Raw genomic sequence first — 14,591 nt, forward strand, 5'->3', positions numbered from 1 at the left:
GACACTTTCAGCCCCGCCGGCGATTGAGGCGCTGGGGGCACCTCCCACGCCGCGCTGGGGGTCTCCTCACGCCCTCAGGGCGTAGGGGGAGTAGGGGGTGGGTTCGGGGGCAGCGCCCCCGACCAGAGACCCGCACGCCGCCCTGCTAGCCCCGCAAGTGCGACGTGTCGTTCAGCAGCCGCACCGACGCGTTGCCGTCCGCGTAATACGCCACCGCCGACAGCGACGCCGCCGACAGCTCCATCCGGAACAGCGATTCCGGCGGCGCCCCCAGCGCCAGCCGCACCAGCGTCTTCACCGGAGTGACATGGGTGACCAGCAGCACCGTGCGGCCCGCGTACGTCGCCAGGAGCTTGTCCCGGGTCGCCGACACGCGCCGCGTCACCGTCGCGAAGCTCTCGCCGCCCGGCGGGGCCACCTTCGGGGAGGCGAGCCAGGCCGTCAGGTCGTCGCCGTACCGCTCGCGTACCTCCGCGTACGTCAGGCCCTCCCACGCGCCGAAGTCCGTCTCCCGCAGCCCCTCCTCGATGCGGACGCCGAGGTTCAGGCGGACCGCCACCGCCTCCGCGGTCTCGCGGCAGCGCTTCAGCGGGGAGCTGACGATCTCCTCGATCGTGCCGCGCGCCGCGAGAGCGGATGCGACCGCCTCCGCCTGACGCAGGCCGACCGCGGACAGCGACGGATCGCTGCCGCCGCTGCCCGAGAAGCGCTTCTCGGGGGTCAGGGGCGTCTCGCCGTGACGCAGCAGGACGAACGTCGCGGGCGTGCCCAGGTCGGCCGAGGCTCCCCAGCCGACCGTCGGGGTCTCCGTAGGATCACCGGCCCGGACACCCGCCGGGACACCGGAAGGCGTCCCGGCCCGCTCCGCCGCGGGCGCCACGGCCACCGGCGCGCCGCCGCCCGACAGGGCGGCCCGCGCCCTCGCCGCGCCCGCCGCCGCGTCGCCCACCACCCGCGCCGCTTCCGCGTCCCGCGCGGCGAACTCCGCCGTGGAGCGCGACGGCTCCCACCGCTCGCCTCGCTTGCCCGCGTCCATCGCCTCGTTGGCGAGCCGGTCCGCGTGCTTGTTCTGCTCGCGCGGGATCCACTGGTACGTCACCTGCTCGGCCGGAAAGATCCGTGCCGCCTCCGCCGCCAGCGGCTTCATGTCCGGGTGCTTGATCTTCCAGCGGCCCGACATCTGCTCCACGACGAGCTTGGAGTCCATCCGCACATGGATGGCCGCCTCGGGGTCGAGGGCATACGCGGCCCGCAACCCCGCGATCAGGCCCTTGTACTCGGCGACGTTGTTCGTCGCCACGCCGATGTGCTCGGCGGCCTCGGCGAGCGTCTCACCGGTGGCCGGGTCGAGCACGACCGCGCCGTAGCCCGCCGGGCCCGGATTGCCCCGGGAGCCGCCGTCGGCCTCCACGACGAACTCCCGCGGCATCGGCACTACAGCCCCGATTCGGACGTACGGATCAGAATGCGGTGGCAGTTCTCGCAGCGCAGCACGGTGTCCCGGGACGCCGCCTTGACGTCGTTCACCTCAGTGATGTTGAGCTCCAGGCGGCAACCCTCGCAGCGGCGCTGGTAGAGGCGGGCCGCGCCGACTCCGCCGTGCTGGCCGCGCAGCTTCTCGTACAGCTTGAGGAGATCGGCGGGCACGGAGGCCGCCACCACCTCGCGGTCCTTGGTGATGGAGGCGACCTCGCTGTTGATCTTCTCCTCGGCGGCGGCGCGGCGCGCGGTCGCGTCGTCGACCTTGGCCTGGACGGAGGTGACCCGTTCGGTCAGCTCGGAGACACGTTCCTGCGCGGACTCACGGCGCTCCATGATTTCGAGGACGACGTCCTCCAGGTCGCCCTGGCGCTTGGCGAGGGAGACGATCTCGTGCTGGAGGCTCTCCAGGTCCTTGGGCGAGGTGACCGCGCCCGAGTCGAGACGCTGCTGGTCGCGTACGGAGCGCTGGCGCACCTGGTCGACGTCCTGCTCCGCCTTGGTCTGCTCGCGGGCGGTGTCGCTCTCCTCCGTCTGCGCGGCGACCAGCAGGTCACGCAGGTGCGTGAGGTCCTTGGTGAGCGACTCGATTTCGGCGTGCTCGGGCAGCGAGGAGTGCTTGTGGGCGAGCTGCGACAGTCGTACGTCGAGGGACTGGACGTCGAGAAGTCGGAGCTGATCGGCGTGCGCGGCGTTCAGTTGGGGGCTCCAGAAGAGTGGGAAGAGTGATGGAGAGAGGGAGCCGGCGGCTCGGAAGGCTGCGAAGACTGATGGGACGACCAGGGGTCCGTGACCCGGTGCGAGACATGGACCCGAAGGCCCCAGCCGTGCCTGTCGGACACCGAGTCGAGCTGCGCGGCAGCCTGCTCGCACCAGGGCCATTCGGTGGCCCAGTGAGCGGCGTCGACCAGCGCGAGGGGTGAGTGCTGAACCGCCTCCGACACGGGGTGGTGGCGCAGGTCGGCGGTGACGTAGGCGTCCACGCCCGCGGCCCGTACCTGCGCGAAGAGACTGTCGCCGGAGCCGCCGCTGACCGCGACCGTACGGATGAGGGCGTCCGGGTCTCCCGCGACGCGGATGCCCTGCGCGGTGGCGGGCAGCCGCTTCGCGGCGCGCTCGGCGAACTCGGCCAGCGTCTCGGGACGGTCGAGCTCACAGATCCGCCCGAGGCCGCGGCGACCGCTGGGGTCCGTCGTGTCCGGCACCAGAGGGCGTACGACCCGGAGGTCGAGGGCGCCCGCGAGGGCGTCGGAGACGCCGGGGTCGGCGGAGTCGGCGTTGGTGTGCGCGACATGCAGCGCGATGTCGTGCTTGATCAGGGTGTGTACGACGCGGCCCTTGAAGGTGGACGCGGCGACCGTCGTCGTACCGCGCAGATACAGCGGGTGATGCGTGACGATCAGCTGGGCGCCGAGCGCGATCGCTTCGTCGGCGATCTCCTGGACCGGATCCACGGCGAACAGGACCCGGTTGACCTCGGCGTCGGGATCGCCGCAGACCGTGCCGACGGCATCCCACTCTTCGGCCCGCTCGGGAGGCCACAGGGCGTCGAGCGCGGCGAGGACTTCAGACAGACGGGGCACGGAGGAAAGGCTACCTGTCGTCTGTGCTCCGCGGTCCATCGCTCCGCTGCCGACAGCCGAGCGATGGACCGCGGAGCACAGTCGGCACCTTTCCCTCAGGCGAACTCCGGCCCAGCCACCCTTATGTGTGAAGAGGGGCGTCTCGTGGTTGTTCGGCAGGGAGTGCGATAACTACGTTCAGTTGCCGGAGGTGAGCAACCGATGACAGTCTGTGCCATCGAGAGCGTCACGGAGGTCGGGGCGGTGGGGCGTACGGGATTCACGATCACTGCGGACGGTGCCTACGCGACCCGGCTGACCGGGGACGGCAAGGCCCTGTTCCCGGAGCGGTGGACGCTCGACGGACCCGAGCCCTACGCGGTTCCCCTGCCGCTGGACCAGCCGGAGAAGCCCGACTCGGAGGTGTTGCCGCTGGCCGACGGCCGGGTCCTGATCAGACGGAAGGTGGCGGGCGGGCACGCCTTCTCGCTGCTGTACCCGACCGGGCCCGCGACCGGCGAACTTCCCCTCGGCAGGGTTCAGTCGGACCAGCCGGACCAGTCGGATCAGTCGGTCCGGTTGTTGCCGCCGTCGCCGGACGGGGTGTGCGCGTACGCCCTCGCCCCGGGGGCCAAGTCAACGGTGATCTGGCTGGTTACGGGCGGTGAATTCGGCCCCCAGCCCGTCGCCGAGGTGCCGGGCCGCTGTTCGGGCGGGGTCTGGCTGGACCGTACGGGACGGATGCTGGCCCTGGACCGGCGGCTGGACGGCGACAGCCCGGTGAAGACGGTGGCGGTGGATCTGCGGCGGGGCGGCGAGGTGACTCCGCTGCTCCAGATCACGGACGAGAGCGACGACCGGGTGCTGCTGGCCGCGCCGGACAGCGGGCTGCTGCTGATCCGCTCGAACGCCCCGGGTCACGACCGCCTCGGCTGGGGTGTCCTGGGCAGCCTGCGGCCGGTGCGCTTCCCGGAGTGCCTGCGGCTCGCGGACTGCGCGGTGACGCCGTTCGCCGTACAGCCGGGGCAGGCGCTGATGCCGGAGAACTGCGCGGTGGCACTGCGCATCGACGGGGCGGCGGGCAGCTGGCTGGGCCTGTGGCGGCCCGCGGAGCGGCGGCTGCACCAACTGACCGCGCCATCGGGGTGGCTGGCCGGGGCCGGGCTGTGGACCCCGGAGGGGGTGCTGCGACTGCCGTACGTGACGGGCGCGGTGCCGTGCGGGGTGGCGCGGATGGGCGCGCCACAGGACACCTTCACACCGGATGCGACGGTGACAGCGACGGCCCCGGCGGAGCCCGTGCGGAAGGCGCCTCCCAAGCCGGTCGAGCCGGTCGGGCCGGTCGCCGAACCTGCCGCCGCCGTCTGCAAGCCGGTTCCTTTACAGCAGGCACCGCTCACCGGCCGCCGGGCCCCCGCCAGCCGCGCTTAGCCGCGCTTAGCCACGCCTGAGGCCCAGCACCTCCGTCGCCGCGAAGGTCTCCTTCGGCGGGCGGCCCTCGTAGTACGGCGTGAGCACCTCGTCCAGTTCCGCGAACGTGAACGCCTCCTTCGCCGTGTCGAACTTCGCCGCCACCCTGGGCCGTTCCACGATCGCGACCATGCCGCCGTGCACGACGAGCAGCTGCCCGTTGACGCCGGCCGCCGCCGGGGAGGCGAGATAGCCGACCAGCGGCGCGACATGCTCCGGGGCAAGGGAGTCGAGCCTGCCGTCCCCCTCCCCCGGTTCCTCGATCCCGGCGAAGACGTCCTCGGTCATCCGGGTCCGGGCGCGCGGGCAGATCACATTGGCCGTGACCCCGTACTTGGTCAGGGCGAGCGCGGTGGAGGTGGTGAGGCCGACGATGCCGCCTTTGGCCGCCGCGTAGTTCGGCTGGCCCGCGGCGCCCGCGAGGAACGCCTCCGACGAGGTGTTGACGATACGGCCGTAGACCGGCGCCCCGGCGGCCTTGGAGCGCTCGCGCCAGTGGACCGATGCGAAGTGGGTGGTGTTGAAGTGGCCCTTGAGATGGACGCGGATGACCGAGTCCCACTCGCTCTCGCTCATCGAGAAGACCATCCGGTCACGCAGGATGCCCGCGTTGTTGACGAGGATGTCCAGCTTGCCGTAGCGGGCGACGGCAAGCTGTAGCAGGTCGCGGGCCTGCTCGAAGTCGGAGACGTCGCCCTGGTGGGCCACGGCGGAGCCGCCCGCCGCGCGGATCTCTTCGGCGACCTCCTCCGCCGGGGCTGCCGACTCCTCCCCCGAACCGTCCCGGCCCGGCCGCCCGTAGTCGTTGACGACGACGCCCGCGCCGAGCCGGGCCAGTTCGAGGGCTTCGGCGCGCCCGAGGCCGCGGCCCGCGCCCGTGACGATCGCGGACAGACCGTCGAGTGGCAGTGGCAGTGGCAGAGACAGTGACATCCGGATCCCCTCAGGCTCGTCAGATCTCGATGCAGGTACGCAGCGCCTCACCCGTACGCATCTGGGCGAGCGCGTCATTGATCTCCGTGAGCCGCACCCGGTGCGTGATCAGTCCGGCCAGATCGATCCGGCCGGCGCGCCACAGCGCGATGGCCCGTTCGTATGAGGTGAGCATGTCCCCGCCCCCGTACATCGAGGGCAGGATCCGCTTCTCGTCGAAGAACAGTTCAAACATGTTGAGCTGGAGGAAATCGTCCATGGCGCCCGCGCCGACGACGCACAGGGTGCCGCCGCGCCGGGTCGTCTCGTACGCCGTGCGGGCCGTCGCGGATTTGCCGACGACCTCGAAGACGTAGTCGAAGCCCTCGCCCGCGGTGATGCGCTGCTTGGCGTCGGCCAGCGCGTCGGGCGCGACCGCCTCCGTCGCGCCGAAGCTGAGCGCGGCCTCGCGCCGCGACTCGACCGGGTCCACGGCCACGATCTCCGCCGCGCCCTTGAGCCGCGCGCCCTGGATCGCGGAGATGCCGACGCCGCCACAGCCGATGACGGCGACCGAGGAGCCAGCCGCCACATCGGCGGTGTTGATGGCCGCGCCGAGGCCCGTGGTCACCCCGCAGCCGATCAGCGCGGCGATGTCGAACGGTACGTCGTCCGGGATCGGCACGGCGCAGCCCGCCTCGACCACCATTTCCTCGGCGAAGGTGCCGGTACCCGCGAAGCCGAACACATCGGAAGGGGCGGCGCCGGAGCCGGAGCGTTTGAAGTTGGGGGTCCCGGCGTTCATGAAGCCCGCCAGGCAGAGCTGGGTCTGCCCGCGCTTGCAGGCAGCGCAGCTGCCGCACGCGGGCAGCCAGCACAGCAGCACCCGGTCGCCCGCCCGCATTCCGGTCACGCCGTCGCCCACGTCGATGATCTCGCCCGCGCCCTCGTGCCCGGGGATGAACGGCGCGGGCTGCGGCAGCACACCGCTCATCGCGGAGAGGTCCGAGTGACACAGCCCGGTGGCCCGGACGCGGATCTTGACCTTGCCGGGGCCGAAGCCCACCGCCTCGATGTCGTCGAGTACTTCGAGCTTGTCCTGCCCTGTCTCGTGCAGTACGGCTGCGCGCACGGTGCGGTTCCCTTCAGGAGTGCCTTCAGGTATGTACGACGGTGGTGTCGGTGAGGACCGGCGCGTCGTCTCGCTCGACAGCGGTCACCGCCACCTGGACGCGGCCGGACTCCGGCGAGCCGGTCCACATCCGGATGCGCAGGGTCTCGCCGGGATGGACCACTCCGGCGAAGCGTGTGGTGTACGCGCGGACCCGCGTGACGTCCCCGCCGAGCACCGTGTCCACGACGGCCTTGAGCGCCATGCCGTACGAGCAGAGCCCGTGGAGAATGGGCCGGTCGAAACCGGCGGTCTTGGCGAACTCGGGGTCGGCGTGCAGCGGGTTGAAGTCGCCGGAGAGCCGGTAGAGCAGGGCCTGGTCCTCGCGGATGGCCTTCTCCACGGTCCTGTCCGGGCCGCGGGAGGGCAGTTCGGTCCGTACGGACGGCCCGCGGTCGCCGCCGAAGCCGCCGGCGCCTCGTACGAAGATCTGGGCGTCGCTGGTCCACAGCGGGCCCTCGTCGTCGGCGGCCTCGGTGCGCAGGACGAGGATCGCGGCCTTGCCCTTGTCGTAGACCGCCGCGATCTTGGACGTGGACACGGCCTGGCCCGTGACCGGGATCGGCCGGTGGATCTCGATCCGCTGCCCGCCGTGCAGTACGGACGCCAGGTTGATGTCGAGGCCCGGTCCGCCGATCCCGCCGATGACGCCCTGGCCCGCGCCCGCGACGGTGGCGAAGCTGGGCAGCACATGCAGCCTGGACTCCAGGGTGTAGCGCAGCTCGTCGGGGTCGGTGGCGGGGACGCCCGCGCCGAGGCCGAGGTGGTAGAGCTGGATGTCCTTGTGGTCCCAGCTGATCTCGGCGCTGCGGGGTTCGGCGGCGACGGCCTTTGCCGCGTCGATGGGCATGTGGATGCTGCTCCTTGGGGACCTGGAGGACTGGAAGACCCCGGCGCGGCCGTCCGCACCGTCGGCCGCACCGAGGTCGTACGGGACCGGCCCCGACACGCCTCTGTTCTAGAACGCGTTCTAGCCGATGGCCATTATGTATAACGCAGGCGTCAGGACTTGTGAAGCCTCCTGACGGCATGTCAGGTATGCCCGCCGGGGGTGCGGGTTGCGCCTGCGGCGGGCCTTTCCCCACCCCGGCCCTTCCCGAACTGGGGCTCCGCCCCAGACCCGGTCCTCAATCGCCGGACGGGCTTGAATTGCCGGGCCACCGGCAACCCAAGCCCCGTCGGCGATTGAGGCGCGGGGGTTCGGGGGCAGAGCCCCCGACAAGGACATTTGTCACCGCCGAGTCCGTACACGCGCATCTGCCGGGGCCCTGCGCCCCTCCGTAGCGTCGTCCCCATGCCCCAGAACCCCACGACACAGCCCGACACGCCCGCGGTAAGCCTCGCCGGTACGGCGAAAGCCTTCGGCGCGGTACGTGCCGTCGACTCCGTCGACCTCGACATCCGGCGCGGCGAGACGGTCGCTCTGCTCGGCCGCAACGGCGCGGGCAAGTCGACCGCCATCAGTCTCATGCTCGGCCTGGACACGCCCGACGCCGGTCGCGTGAGCCTCTTCGGCCGCGCCCCCGCGCAGGCGGTCGCCGCCGGGCGGGTCGGCGCGATGCTCCAGGACGGCCGCCCGATTCCCCGGGTGACCGTGCGCGAACTGGTCACCTTCGTGGCGAGCACCTACCCGCGTCCGCTGCCCGTCGCCGAGGCGCTGGAGCTGGCGGGGCTGACCGAGCTCGCGGACCGCCGCGCCGACAAGCTTTCGGGCGGTCAGGTACAGCGGGTGCGCTTCGCCGTCGCGCTGGCCGGGAACCCGGAGCTGATCGTGCTGGACGAGCCGACCGCGGCGCTGGACGTCGAGGCCAGGCATGCCTTCTGGGTGTCCATGCGCATCTACGCCTCACGCGGCAACACGATCCTGTTCTCCACGCACTATCTGGAGGAGGCCGACAGCAATGCCGACCGGATCGTCGTCATCGACCACGGCCGGATCGTCGCCGACGGGAGCGGAGAGCGGATCAAGAGCGCGGTCGGCGGCAGCCTCGTCGCCTTCGACCTGGCGGGGCGCGGCACGGAGGGTCTTGGCCTGCTTCCCGGCGTCAGCTCGGTCGAGATACGCGGGGACCGCGCCCGGCTGCGTACGGACGACTCGGACGCCACGGTCGTCGAACTCGCCCGGCTCGGCGCGATCCGCGGCCTCGAAGTCGCCCCGGCCACGCTGGAGGACGCCTTCCTCGCCCTCACCTCCCGGCCCGCGCCGCTCAAGGAGTCCGTGTGATGCTCGAATACCTCAAGCTCGAAGTGCGCCGGACGTTCCGCGATCCCGGGTTCGTGATCATCGGCATCGGTATGCCGGTGCTGATGTATCTGCTGTTCACCAACCTCGGGGGCGACGGCGGTGACGGGGGCGACGGCGAGGCTGCCGACTGGAAGACCGCGTCGATGGTCGGCATGGCGGCGTACGGAGCCCTCGGTGCCGCCATCTCCACGGGCATGGGCGTCGCGGAGGACAAGACGATCGGCTGGCTGCGGCAACTGAGGATCACCCCGATGACCCCCCGCCAGGTGGTGGCGGGCCGGGCTGCCACCGGCTCAGTGACGGTGCTGCCCGCGATCCTCGCGGTGCTCGCCGCCGGCGGCCTGGTCAACGGTGTGCGGCTGGACGCCTGGCAGTGGCCGGCGCTGGCCCTGCTGCTGTGGATCGGCGCCTTCCCCTTCACCCTCCTCGGAATCGGCAACGGCTACCGTCTGACCGCCCAGACCACGGCCATGGTGAACGTCGCCTGCAATCTGGGGCTCGCCGTGGTCGGCGGTCTGTGGTTCCCGGTCAGCCTGTTCCCGGACTGGCTGCGTTCGCTCTCCTCGCTCACGCCGACGAATCGCTTCGCGGACCTGGGCCTGTCCACGACACAGGGCACGGCCCCCGGTCTGGGGACGGTGACCGTCCTCGCGGCCTGGCTGCTGGTCTTCGGCTCGTACGCTGTGACCTCGTACCGGCGGTCGGCACGGACCGCGTGACGGGAGCGACGATGCGCCGGCAGAACAAGAGGGGCGGCCCGAGAGGGAGCGGCCCCGCCCCCGAAGGCATGGGTCCGCCCAACGGCTTCGCCATGCTGCCGTGGCTGCTGATGGGCATGGGCGCCTTCTCTAATCTCCTCCAGGGCAAGACCCCGAATCCCTGGGTCGGTGGGATCGGCATGGTGGCCTTCAACTCCCTCTATATCCATGTGGTGTTCCGCGCCTTCTACAAGGAAGGGCGGGAAGCGCGCTCCACCCGCTGGGCGCTGGTCGCGCTGACCGCGATCACCTGCGGCCTCGCTATCGGCTACGGCGGCAGCTGGCTGCTCTTCTTCCCGCTGCTCGGCCTGGCTGTCGGATCGGTCCTGCGGGGCAGGCGACTCGGCCCGGTGGGACTGGGCCTGTCCGCTCTTGCCGGGGTCATCGCCGGGGTACGGGACGGCTGGGGCGCCATCAACGTCGCATACGGGACCTTCCTCTCCTGCATGGTGACCGCCTCCATCCTCACTCTGACGGAGACCGTCAAGGAACTCCGCGCGGCACGCGAGGAGTTGGCCCGCTCCGCCGTCGAGAAGGAACGGCTGCGCTTCTCTCGCGATCTGCACGATCTGCTCGGCCACACGCTCTCGGTAATCGTGGTGAAGTCGGAGGCCGCTCGCCGACTCGCCCCCCGGGACATGGGCGCGGCACTCGCCCAGATCACCGACATCGAATCGGTGGGCCGACAGGCCCTCACCGAGATCCGCGAGGCCGTCACCGGCTACCGCGAGGGCAGCCTCGCCGAGGATCTCGACCGGGCGCGCTCGGCGCTCACCGCCGCCGGGATCGAGCCGGTCGTCCGCCAGTCGGGCCCTCCGCTCGAACCTCAGACGGCGACGTTGCTGGGCTGGGTGGTCAGGGAGGCGGTGACCAATGCCGTACGCCACAGTGGCGCGGCGAACTGCGAGATCACGGTGGACGGCACCCATGAGCGGGTCCGCCTGACCATCACGGACAACGGCCGCGGCGCCGCCCCCGCCCCCTCCACAACCGCCGGAACGGGCCTGAAGGGCCTGACCGAACGCCTCGCGGCGGCGGGCGGATCCCTGGAGGCGGGGCCATGGCCACGCGGCGGCTTCCGGGTCAGCGCCGAACTGCCGGTGGACGCGGATCCGGGGCCCGGGTCTCTATAAAACCCGGTCTCTATAAACCAGGGTCTACCAATGCGGGAGGACAAAGTTGTATCCCTGGGCGCTGTGCGCACCGAATGCCGGGCACACACCATCCGTCGGATAGCCCCAATAGAACATGGCGAAACATTTCTCGCAGAAACGCCACCTGTCCTGAGCCGTCGCAGTCGCGGGCACATCATGCGGCAGGACGAAGTTGTAGCCCTGCGCACTGTGCGCACCACCGGCCGGACAGACACCGTCGGTCGGATAGCCCCAGTAATACATCGCAAAGCACTTCTGACAGAAACGCCAGTCCGGCTGAGCCGTCGAAGTCGCGGGCACGCTGTACGGCAGGACGAAGTTGTAGCCCTGCGCACTGTGCGCACCACCGGCCGGACAGACGCCATCGGTCGGATAGCCCCAGTAATACATCGCAAAGCACTTCTGACAGAAACGCCAGCTGCTCTGGGTCGCCTGCACCCCGGAGGGTTTGGCGGCGGCCGGGGTCGCGAACGTACCGGTTGTGAGCCCCACTCCGACCAGACCGGCCGTCACGCCGAGCGCTCTGCCCAGGAAATCCCGCCTGCCCGGCAACTCGATTTCATCCCGCTGAAGCAAATCCCCAGATCTTCTCGGCAACCCCATGGAAAGCCCCTCCCCCGAAAGGTCATCCACGCCCTCCTGGACGCTGCCGAGATAGTCTCGTTCAGGGCTTCCCGAGTCAAGGGGCGGCACGCGGACGGAAGTGGTTATATGCGGGGTTAAGGATTCCGTATCAGAACCTCCGGTTATCAGGGGCATCAGGGTTGTCGGGGAATTGCGTATTCCGGCCGCCTTCCCCCGTCGTATCCTTACACCGTGGAAGAGATGCCCCCGGATCACCGGCCCGCCAAGTCCATTCGTGTACTCCTCGCCGAGGATCAGGGGATGATGCGCGGCGCGCTCGCGCTCCTGCTCGGTCTTGAGCCGGACATCGAGGTGGTCGCCCAAGTCGCCAGGGGCGACGCCATCATGGACGCCGCGCTCATCTCACGGCCGGATGTCGCCCTGCTGGACATCGAACTCCCCGGCCGCAGCGGGCTCGACGCCGCTGCCGAGCTACGGCACGAGGTGCCCGACTGCCGGGTGCTGATCCTCACCACCTTCGGGCGGCCCGGTTATCTGCGGCGCGCGATGGAGGCGGGTGCCGCCGGGTTCCTGGTCAAGGACGGGCCGGTGGAGGAGCTGGCGGCAGCGATCCGGCGGGTGCTGACCGGGGAGCGGGTGATCGACCCGGCGCTGGCGGCGGCGGCGCTGAGCGCGGGGCCCAGCCCGCTCACCGCGCGCGAGCGGGACGTGCTCAATGCCGCCGTGGACGGTGCGACGGTCTCCGACATAGCGGCGACGCTGCACCTGTCCGAGTCGACCGTACGGAACTATCTGTCGTCGGCGATCGGCAAGACGGGCACGCGCAACCGCATGGAGGCGGTGCGGGCCGCCCGTCAACAGGGATGGCTGTGACGGTGGTTGGGCTCGCGGCCCGGGCCGCCCGTCGCCCCGCCTTCCCGCCGCCCGGCTCAGCTCTGGGGGATGGTCGGGATGGCCTCCCCCTCCTGGTTGTGGAACGTGATGATCGGCTGAAGGTTGACCACATTCTCGGGTATGGCCACGATGTAGAACTTGACAGCGTCGACCCCCGGAACGGAGACGAGGCGCGGCCTCGCCTTCTGCCCCTTGCGCCAGTCGACTTCCACGCTGGATCCCCTTGGGGCGATGCCCACTCCCATCGTTCTGTCCACGGGACTGATATGGAGGGAGCCGGTTTGGTGTAGGGAGATCGGGCCCATAGGGAGCGGTTCACGCTTGTCGCCCTCCACGAAAGCAACGGAGAACCACATGTGGGCGAAGGGCTGGCGCGACGGTGCCGGGACGAGCATGTCCTCCGGGAGCTTCGACCACAGATCCCCCCGCTCCCGCGCGAAATCGAGCTGCTTGAACATCACCGTCGCGGTGCCCGGCGCCCCGTAGACCGTGACCTCGATCTTCTTCGTCGTCCCGTTCGGAAGCTTCACTGTGCCCACTGTCCCCGTGACCGGAGTGAACACGCCCGGGGCCGCCGGCTGGGCCGCCACGCCGCCTCGGCTCCCGGTCTCCTCGCCGCCCGTCGCCACCGCCACCGTGAGGCCGCCCGCCGGCAGCAGCACCGCCAGTGCCAGCGCCGTCACCACGCTCCGGCGCCGCAACCTGCGGCGGCGGCCCCCGGCCATCACCGCCGCAGTGGGCACGGGTCCGACCCGCACACCCTCCGCCGCCTCCGCCAAGTCGGCACTCAGCTCCTCAGCGAGTTCCGCCCGCAGCTCTATGTCCAGTTCCACCGTGCTCTGTCCCTCATCTCTCATCCCCAGGTCCCTCGGCTTCCAACAGCGCCCGCCAGCACAGGTATGGCACGTAACTTGGCGAGCCCCTTTGACGCATTGCTCTTCACCGCGCCGACGGAACACCCCATGCACTCCGCCGCCTGCGCCTCGCTCAGGTCCTCCCAGTAGCGCAGGACCACCGCCTCCCGCTGGCGCGGCGGCAGTTGGGCCAGGGCACGCAGCAGCGCCGCCCGGTCGTCGGCCTGCGCCATCCGGTCACCGCGCTCGGGCAGCTCCCGGTCAACGCCGGTGTCGCCGTTCAGCGACAGATACTCCTTGAGCCGCTTACGGTGCTTGCGGGCATGTGCGTTGACCATGACCCGTCTGACGTAGGCGTCCGGATCGTCTGCCGCGCTCACCTTGCGCCAGGACACATAGACCCGCTCCAGTGACGACTGGACCAAGTCTTCTGCCGCGTGCTGCTCGCCCGTTAACAGATATGCCGTACGCAACAGCCTGGGCCAGCGAGCGGTGGCGAATTGCTGGAACTCTTCGTCCAGCGTCTGCTTCTCCCCCATGGGCACCCCCTCACACAATGGAGTCCACGGGACGTCCAAACCGTTGCCTCACCCGCCGACGTGTCTCCCGATTCCAGGGAACGGCCCAGTTCCCGGGCGACGGACCGGTCGGCTACCGGGGCACGCTCAGGACCTGATCCGTCACGGCCTAGCCCGACGGCCCCATGCGACCGGATACTTCAGCCATGGAATTCGTGGTCTTCGCGACCCTCCCCGGGCTCGTCATCCTGCTGACCGTCCTGGCCTTCGTCGATCAACTGCTGCTGCGCGCCGGGCGAGCCGGAGTGCTGCCATGGCGGAACGCGGCCCGGCAGGGCCAGATATCGGCGACCGGGTTCGAGCAACTGCACGCGAGTTTCTCACCGGGCAAGCAGAGCGAGCTCAAAGAGCGGCAGTCGGCGCTCCTCATGCGGGACGACGAGGAAGACGGGGCGCCGCCGAACCGGACGACGGTTGACCTGGACGGCGGGACAGCGGTCGTCCGGATGCCGCAGGAGGGCACATAGGAGGGCGGCCCGGCCAGAGAATTCGTCTGGTCGGGCCGCCCTCCTATGTCCCTGAGTCCCTGAGTCCCTGAGTCCCTCAGACGCTGCCCTGAGTTGCCGCAGCCACGAACGCCGTGAAGGCGGAGGGGGGTGACGGTGAGGGCCGGGCCCTCGGGGTTCTTGGAGTCGCGGACGGCGATACGGCAAGGGCTGGGCCGCGACCTCGACGCAGTCGCCGCCGGTGTCAGAGCAGTACGACGACTTACGCCACCGCACGCCCATCAGATCCTGACTGGTGTCCATAGCGTTCCTCCATTACGCGGGCGATCAGTCCCGCCGAATCCTCCACGGAGAGCGCGGCGGCCTGCAAGTGGTCGTACCGGAGCGAACCGTTCCTAGACACTGAGCGGGAGTGAGTCCTGGTGCCAGGACTGCTGCTCGGTGGCGCTGCCCCGAACGGTGTTGGGCAGGCTGGTCCCCCGC

General features: G+C 70.5%; 16 protein-coding genes and 2 pseudogenes. 7 read left to right on the top strand and 11 right to left on the bottom strand.

Going from position 1 to position 14,591, the window contains the following annotated elements:
* Nucleotides 1-145: 145 nt before the first annotated feature.
* From ACIHCQ_RS42835 to ACIHCQ_RS42845, 3 genes are read right to left on the bottom strand one after another with little or no spacing between them, the layout of a single operon-like run.
* Nucleotides 146-1,429 (bottom strand): bifunctional RNase H/acid phosphatase, encoded by a 1,284-nt coding sequence (locus ACIHCQ_RS42835; protein ID WP_399674524.1) that lies wholly within the window; start codon nucleotides 1,427-1,429, stop codon nucleotides 146-148.
* Nucleotides 1,430-1,434: 5 nt separating this feature from the next.
* Complete coding sequence (locus ACIHCQ_RS42840) at nucleotides 1,435-2,178, bottom strand: zinc ribbon domain-containing protein (protein WP_399674546.1); 744 nt, start codon at nucleotides 2,176-2,178, stop codon at nucleotides 1,435-1,437.
* Nucleotides 2,175-3,062, bottom strand: coding sequence for a Nif3-like dinuclear metal center hexameric protein (locus tag ACIHCQ_RS42845; protein ID WP_399674526.1), 888 nt, complete (start codon nucleotides 3,060-3,062; stop codon nucleotides 2,175-2,177). The genes ACIHCQ_RS42840 and ACIHCQ_RS42845 overlap by 4 nt, the downstream gene beginning before the upstream one ends.
* A gap of 201 nt (nucleotides 3,063-3,263) precedes the next feature.
* Between ACIHCQ_RS42845 and ACIHCQ_RS42850 the strand changes: the two genes are divergently transcribed.
* The gene (locus tag ACIHCQ_RS42850) at nucleotides 3,264-4,472 is read left to right on the top strand and encodes a hypothetical protein (RefSeq protein ID WP_399674528.1); all 1,209 of its coding nucleotides are present in this window, start codon (nucleotides 3,264-3,266) and stop codon (nucleotides 4,470-4,472) included.
* A 6-nt stretch (nucleotides 4,473-4,478) separates the two neighbouring features.
* Here ACIHCQ_RS42850 and ACIHCQ_RS42855 read toward each other — a convergent pair whose 3' ends face one another.
* From ACIHCQ_RS42855 to ACIHCQ_RS42865, 3 genes are read right to left on the bottom strand one after another with little or no spacing between them, the layout of a single operon-like run.
* Nucleotides 4,479-5,432 (bottom strand): 3-oxoacyl-ACP reductase, encoded by a 954-nt coding sequence (locus ACIHCQ_RS42855; RefSeq protein ID WP_399674547.1) that lies wholly within the window; start codon nucleotides 5,430-5,432, stop codon nucleotides 4,479-4,481.
* Between the two features lie 31 nt (nucleotides 5,433-5,463).
* Nucleotides 5,464-6,555: a Zn-dependent alcohol dehydrogenase gene (locus tag ACIHCQ_RS42860; protein WP_399674529.1), complete on the bottom strand. Its 1,092-nt coding sequence runs from the start codon at nucleotides 6,553-6,555 to the stop codon at nucleotides 5,464-5,466.
* 25 nt (nucleotides 6,556-6,580) lie between these two features.
* Nucleotides 6,581-7,444, bottom strand: coding sequence for a MaoC/PaaZ C-terminal domain-containing protein (locus ACIHCQ_RS42865; RefSeq protein WP_399674531.1), 864 nt, complete (start codon nucleotides 7,442-7,444; stop codon nucleotides 6,581-6,583).
* Nucleotides 7,445-7,888: 444 nt separating this feature from the next.
* Between ACIHCQ_RS42865 and ACIHCQ_RS42870 the strand changes: the two genes are divergently transcribed.
* The 3 genes from ACIHCQ_RS42870 to ACIHCQ_RS42880 are packed head-to-tail and all read left to right on the top strand — an operon-like array spanning nucleotide 7,889 to nucleotide 10,730.
* The gene (locus ACIHCQ_RS42870; RefSeq protein ID WP_399674533.1) at nucleotides 7,889-8,818 is read left to right on the top strand and encodes an ABC transporter ATP-binding protein; all 930 of its coding nucleotides are present in this window, start codon (nucleotides 7,889-7,891) and stop codon (nucleotides 8,816-8,818) included.
* Nucleotides 8,818-9,558 carry an ABC transporter permease gene (locus ACIHCQ_RS42875; protein ID WP_399674534.1) on the top strand — a complete coding sequence of 247 codons (741 nt, stop codon included), beginning with the start codon at nucleotides 8,818-8,820 and terminating at the stop codon, nucleotides 9,556-9,558. Before ACIHCQ_RS42870 ends, ACIHCQ_RS42875 begins: the two co-directional genes overlap by 1 nt.
* Nucleotides 9,559-9,569: 11 nt before the next feature.
* On the top strand, nucleotides 9,570-10,730 hold the full coding sequence (locus ACIHCQ_RS42880) for a sensor histidine kinase (protein ID WP_399674536.1): 1,161 nt from the start codon (nucleotides 9,570-9,572) through the stop codon (nucleotides 10,728-10,730).
* A 24-nt stretch (nucleotides 10,731-10,754) separates the two neighbouring features.
* On the opposite strand, the gene ACIHCQ_RS42885 is transcribed toward ACIHCQ_RS42880, so the two are convergent.
* Nucleotides 10,755-11,384, bottom strand: a complete 630-nt coding sequence (locus ACIHCQ_RS42885) for a hypothetical protein (RefSeq protein WP_399674538.1) — start codon at nucleotides 11,382-11,384, stop codon at nucleotides 10,755-10,757.
* A 192-nt stretch (nucleotides 11,385-11,576) separates the two neighbouring features.
* On the opposite strand from ACIHCQ_RS42885, the gene ACIHCQ_RS42890 reads away from it, so the two are divergent.
* Entirely contained in the window at nucleotides 11,577-12,209 is a 633-nt protein-coding gene (locus tag ACIHCQ_RS42890; protein ID WP_399674549.1) for a response regulator, read from the top strand.
* Between the two features lie 56 nt (nucleotides 12,210-12,265).
* Here ACIHCQ_RS42890 and ACIHCQ_RS42895 read toward each other — a convergent pair whose 3' ends face one another.
* A complete protein-coding gene (locus ACIHCQ_RS42895) occupies nucleotides 12,266-13,087 on the bottom strand; it encodes a hypothetical protein (RefSeq protein ID WP_399674540.1) in 822 nt (273 codons plus the stop codon).
* Nucleotides 13,084-13,623, bottom strand: a complete 540-nt coding sequence (locus ACIHCQ_RS42900) for a SigE family RNA polymerase sigma factor (protein ID WP_399674541.1) — start codon at nucleotides 13,621-13,623, stop codon at nucleotides 13,084-13,086. The genes ACIHCQ_RS42895 and ACIHCQ_RS42900 overlap by 4 nt, the downstream gene beginning before the upstream one ends.
* Here ACIHCQ_RS42900 and ACIHCQ_RS42905 point away from each other — a divergent pair.
* Both ACIHCQ_RS42905 and ACIHCQ_RS42910 read left to right on the top strand, forming a co-directional pair.
* Nucleotides 13,545-13,760 (top strand): hypothetical protein, encoded by a 216-nt coding sequence (locus tag ACIHCQ_RS42905; protein ID WP_399674543.1) that lies wholly within the window; start codon nucleotides 13,545-13,547, stop codon nucleotides 13,758-13,760. The two genes, ACIHCQ_RS42900 and ACIHCQ_RS42905, sit on opposite strands and share 79 nt — an antisense overlap.
* A 48-nt stretch (nucleotides 13,761-13,808) precedes the next feature.
* On the top strand, nucleotides 13,809-14,129 hold the full coding sequence (locus ACIHCQ_RS42910; protein WP_399674545.1) for a DUF6191 domain-containing protein: 321 nt from the start codon (nucleotides 13,809-13,811) through the stop codon (nucleotides 14,127-14,129).
* 176 nt (nucleotides 14,130-14,305) lie between these two features.
* Here ACIHCQ_RS42910 and ACIHCQ_RS42915 read toward each other — a convergent pair.
* Both ACIHCQ_RS42915 and ACIHCQ_RS42920 read right to left on the bottom strand, forming a co-directional pair.
* Nucleotides 14,306-14,411, bottom strand: a pseudogene (locus tag ACIHCQ_RS42915) (DUF397 domain-containing protein); the annotation flags it as partial.
* Nucleotides 14,371-14,591 (bottom strand): annotated as a pseudogene (locus tag ACIHCQ_RS42920) (hypothetical protein); the annotation flags it as partial. The pseudogenes ACIHCQ_RS42920 and ACIHCQ_RS42915, both read right to left, overlap by 41 nt.

The sequence above is a fragment of the Streptomyces sp. NPDC052236 genome, from assembly GCF_044548015.1.
Classification (GTDB): Bacteria; Actinomycetota; Actinomycetes; order Streptomycetales; family Streptomycetaceae; genus Streptomyces.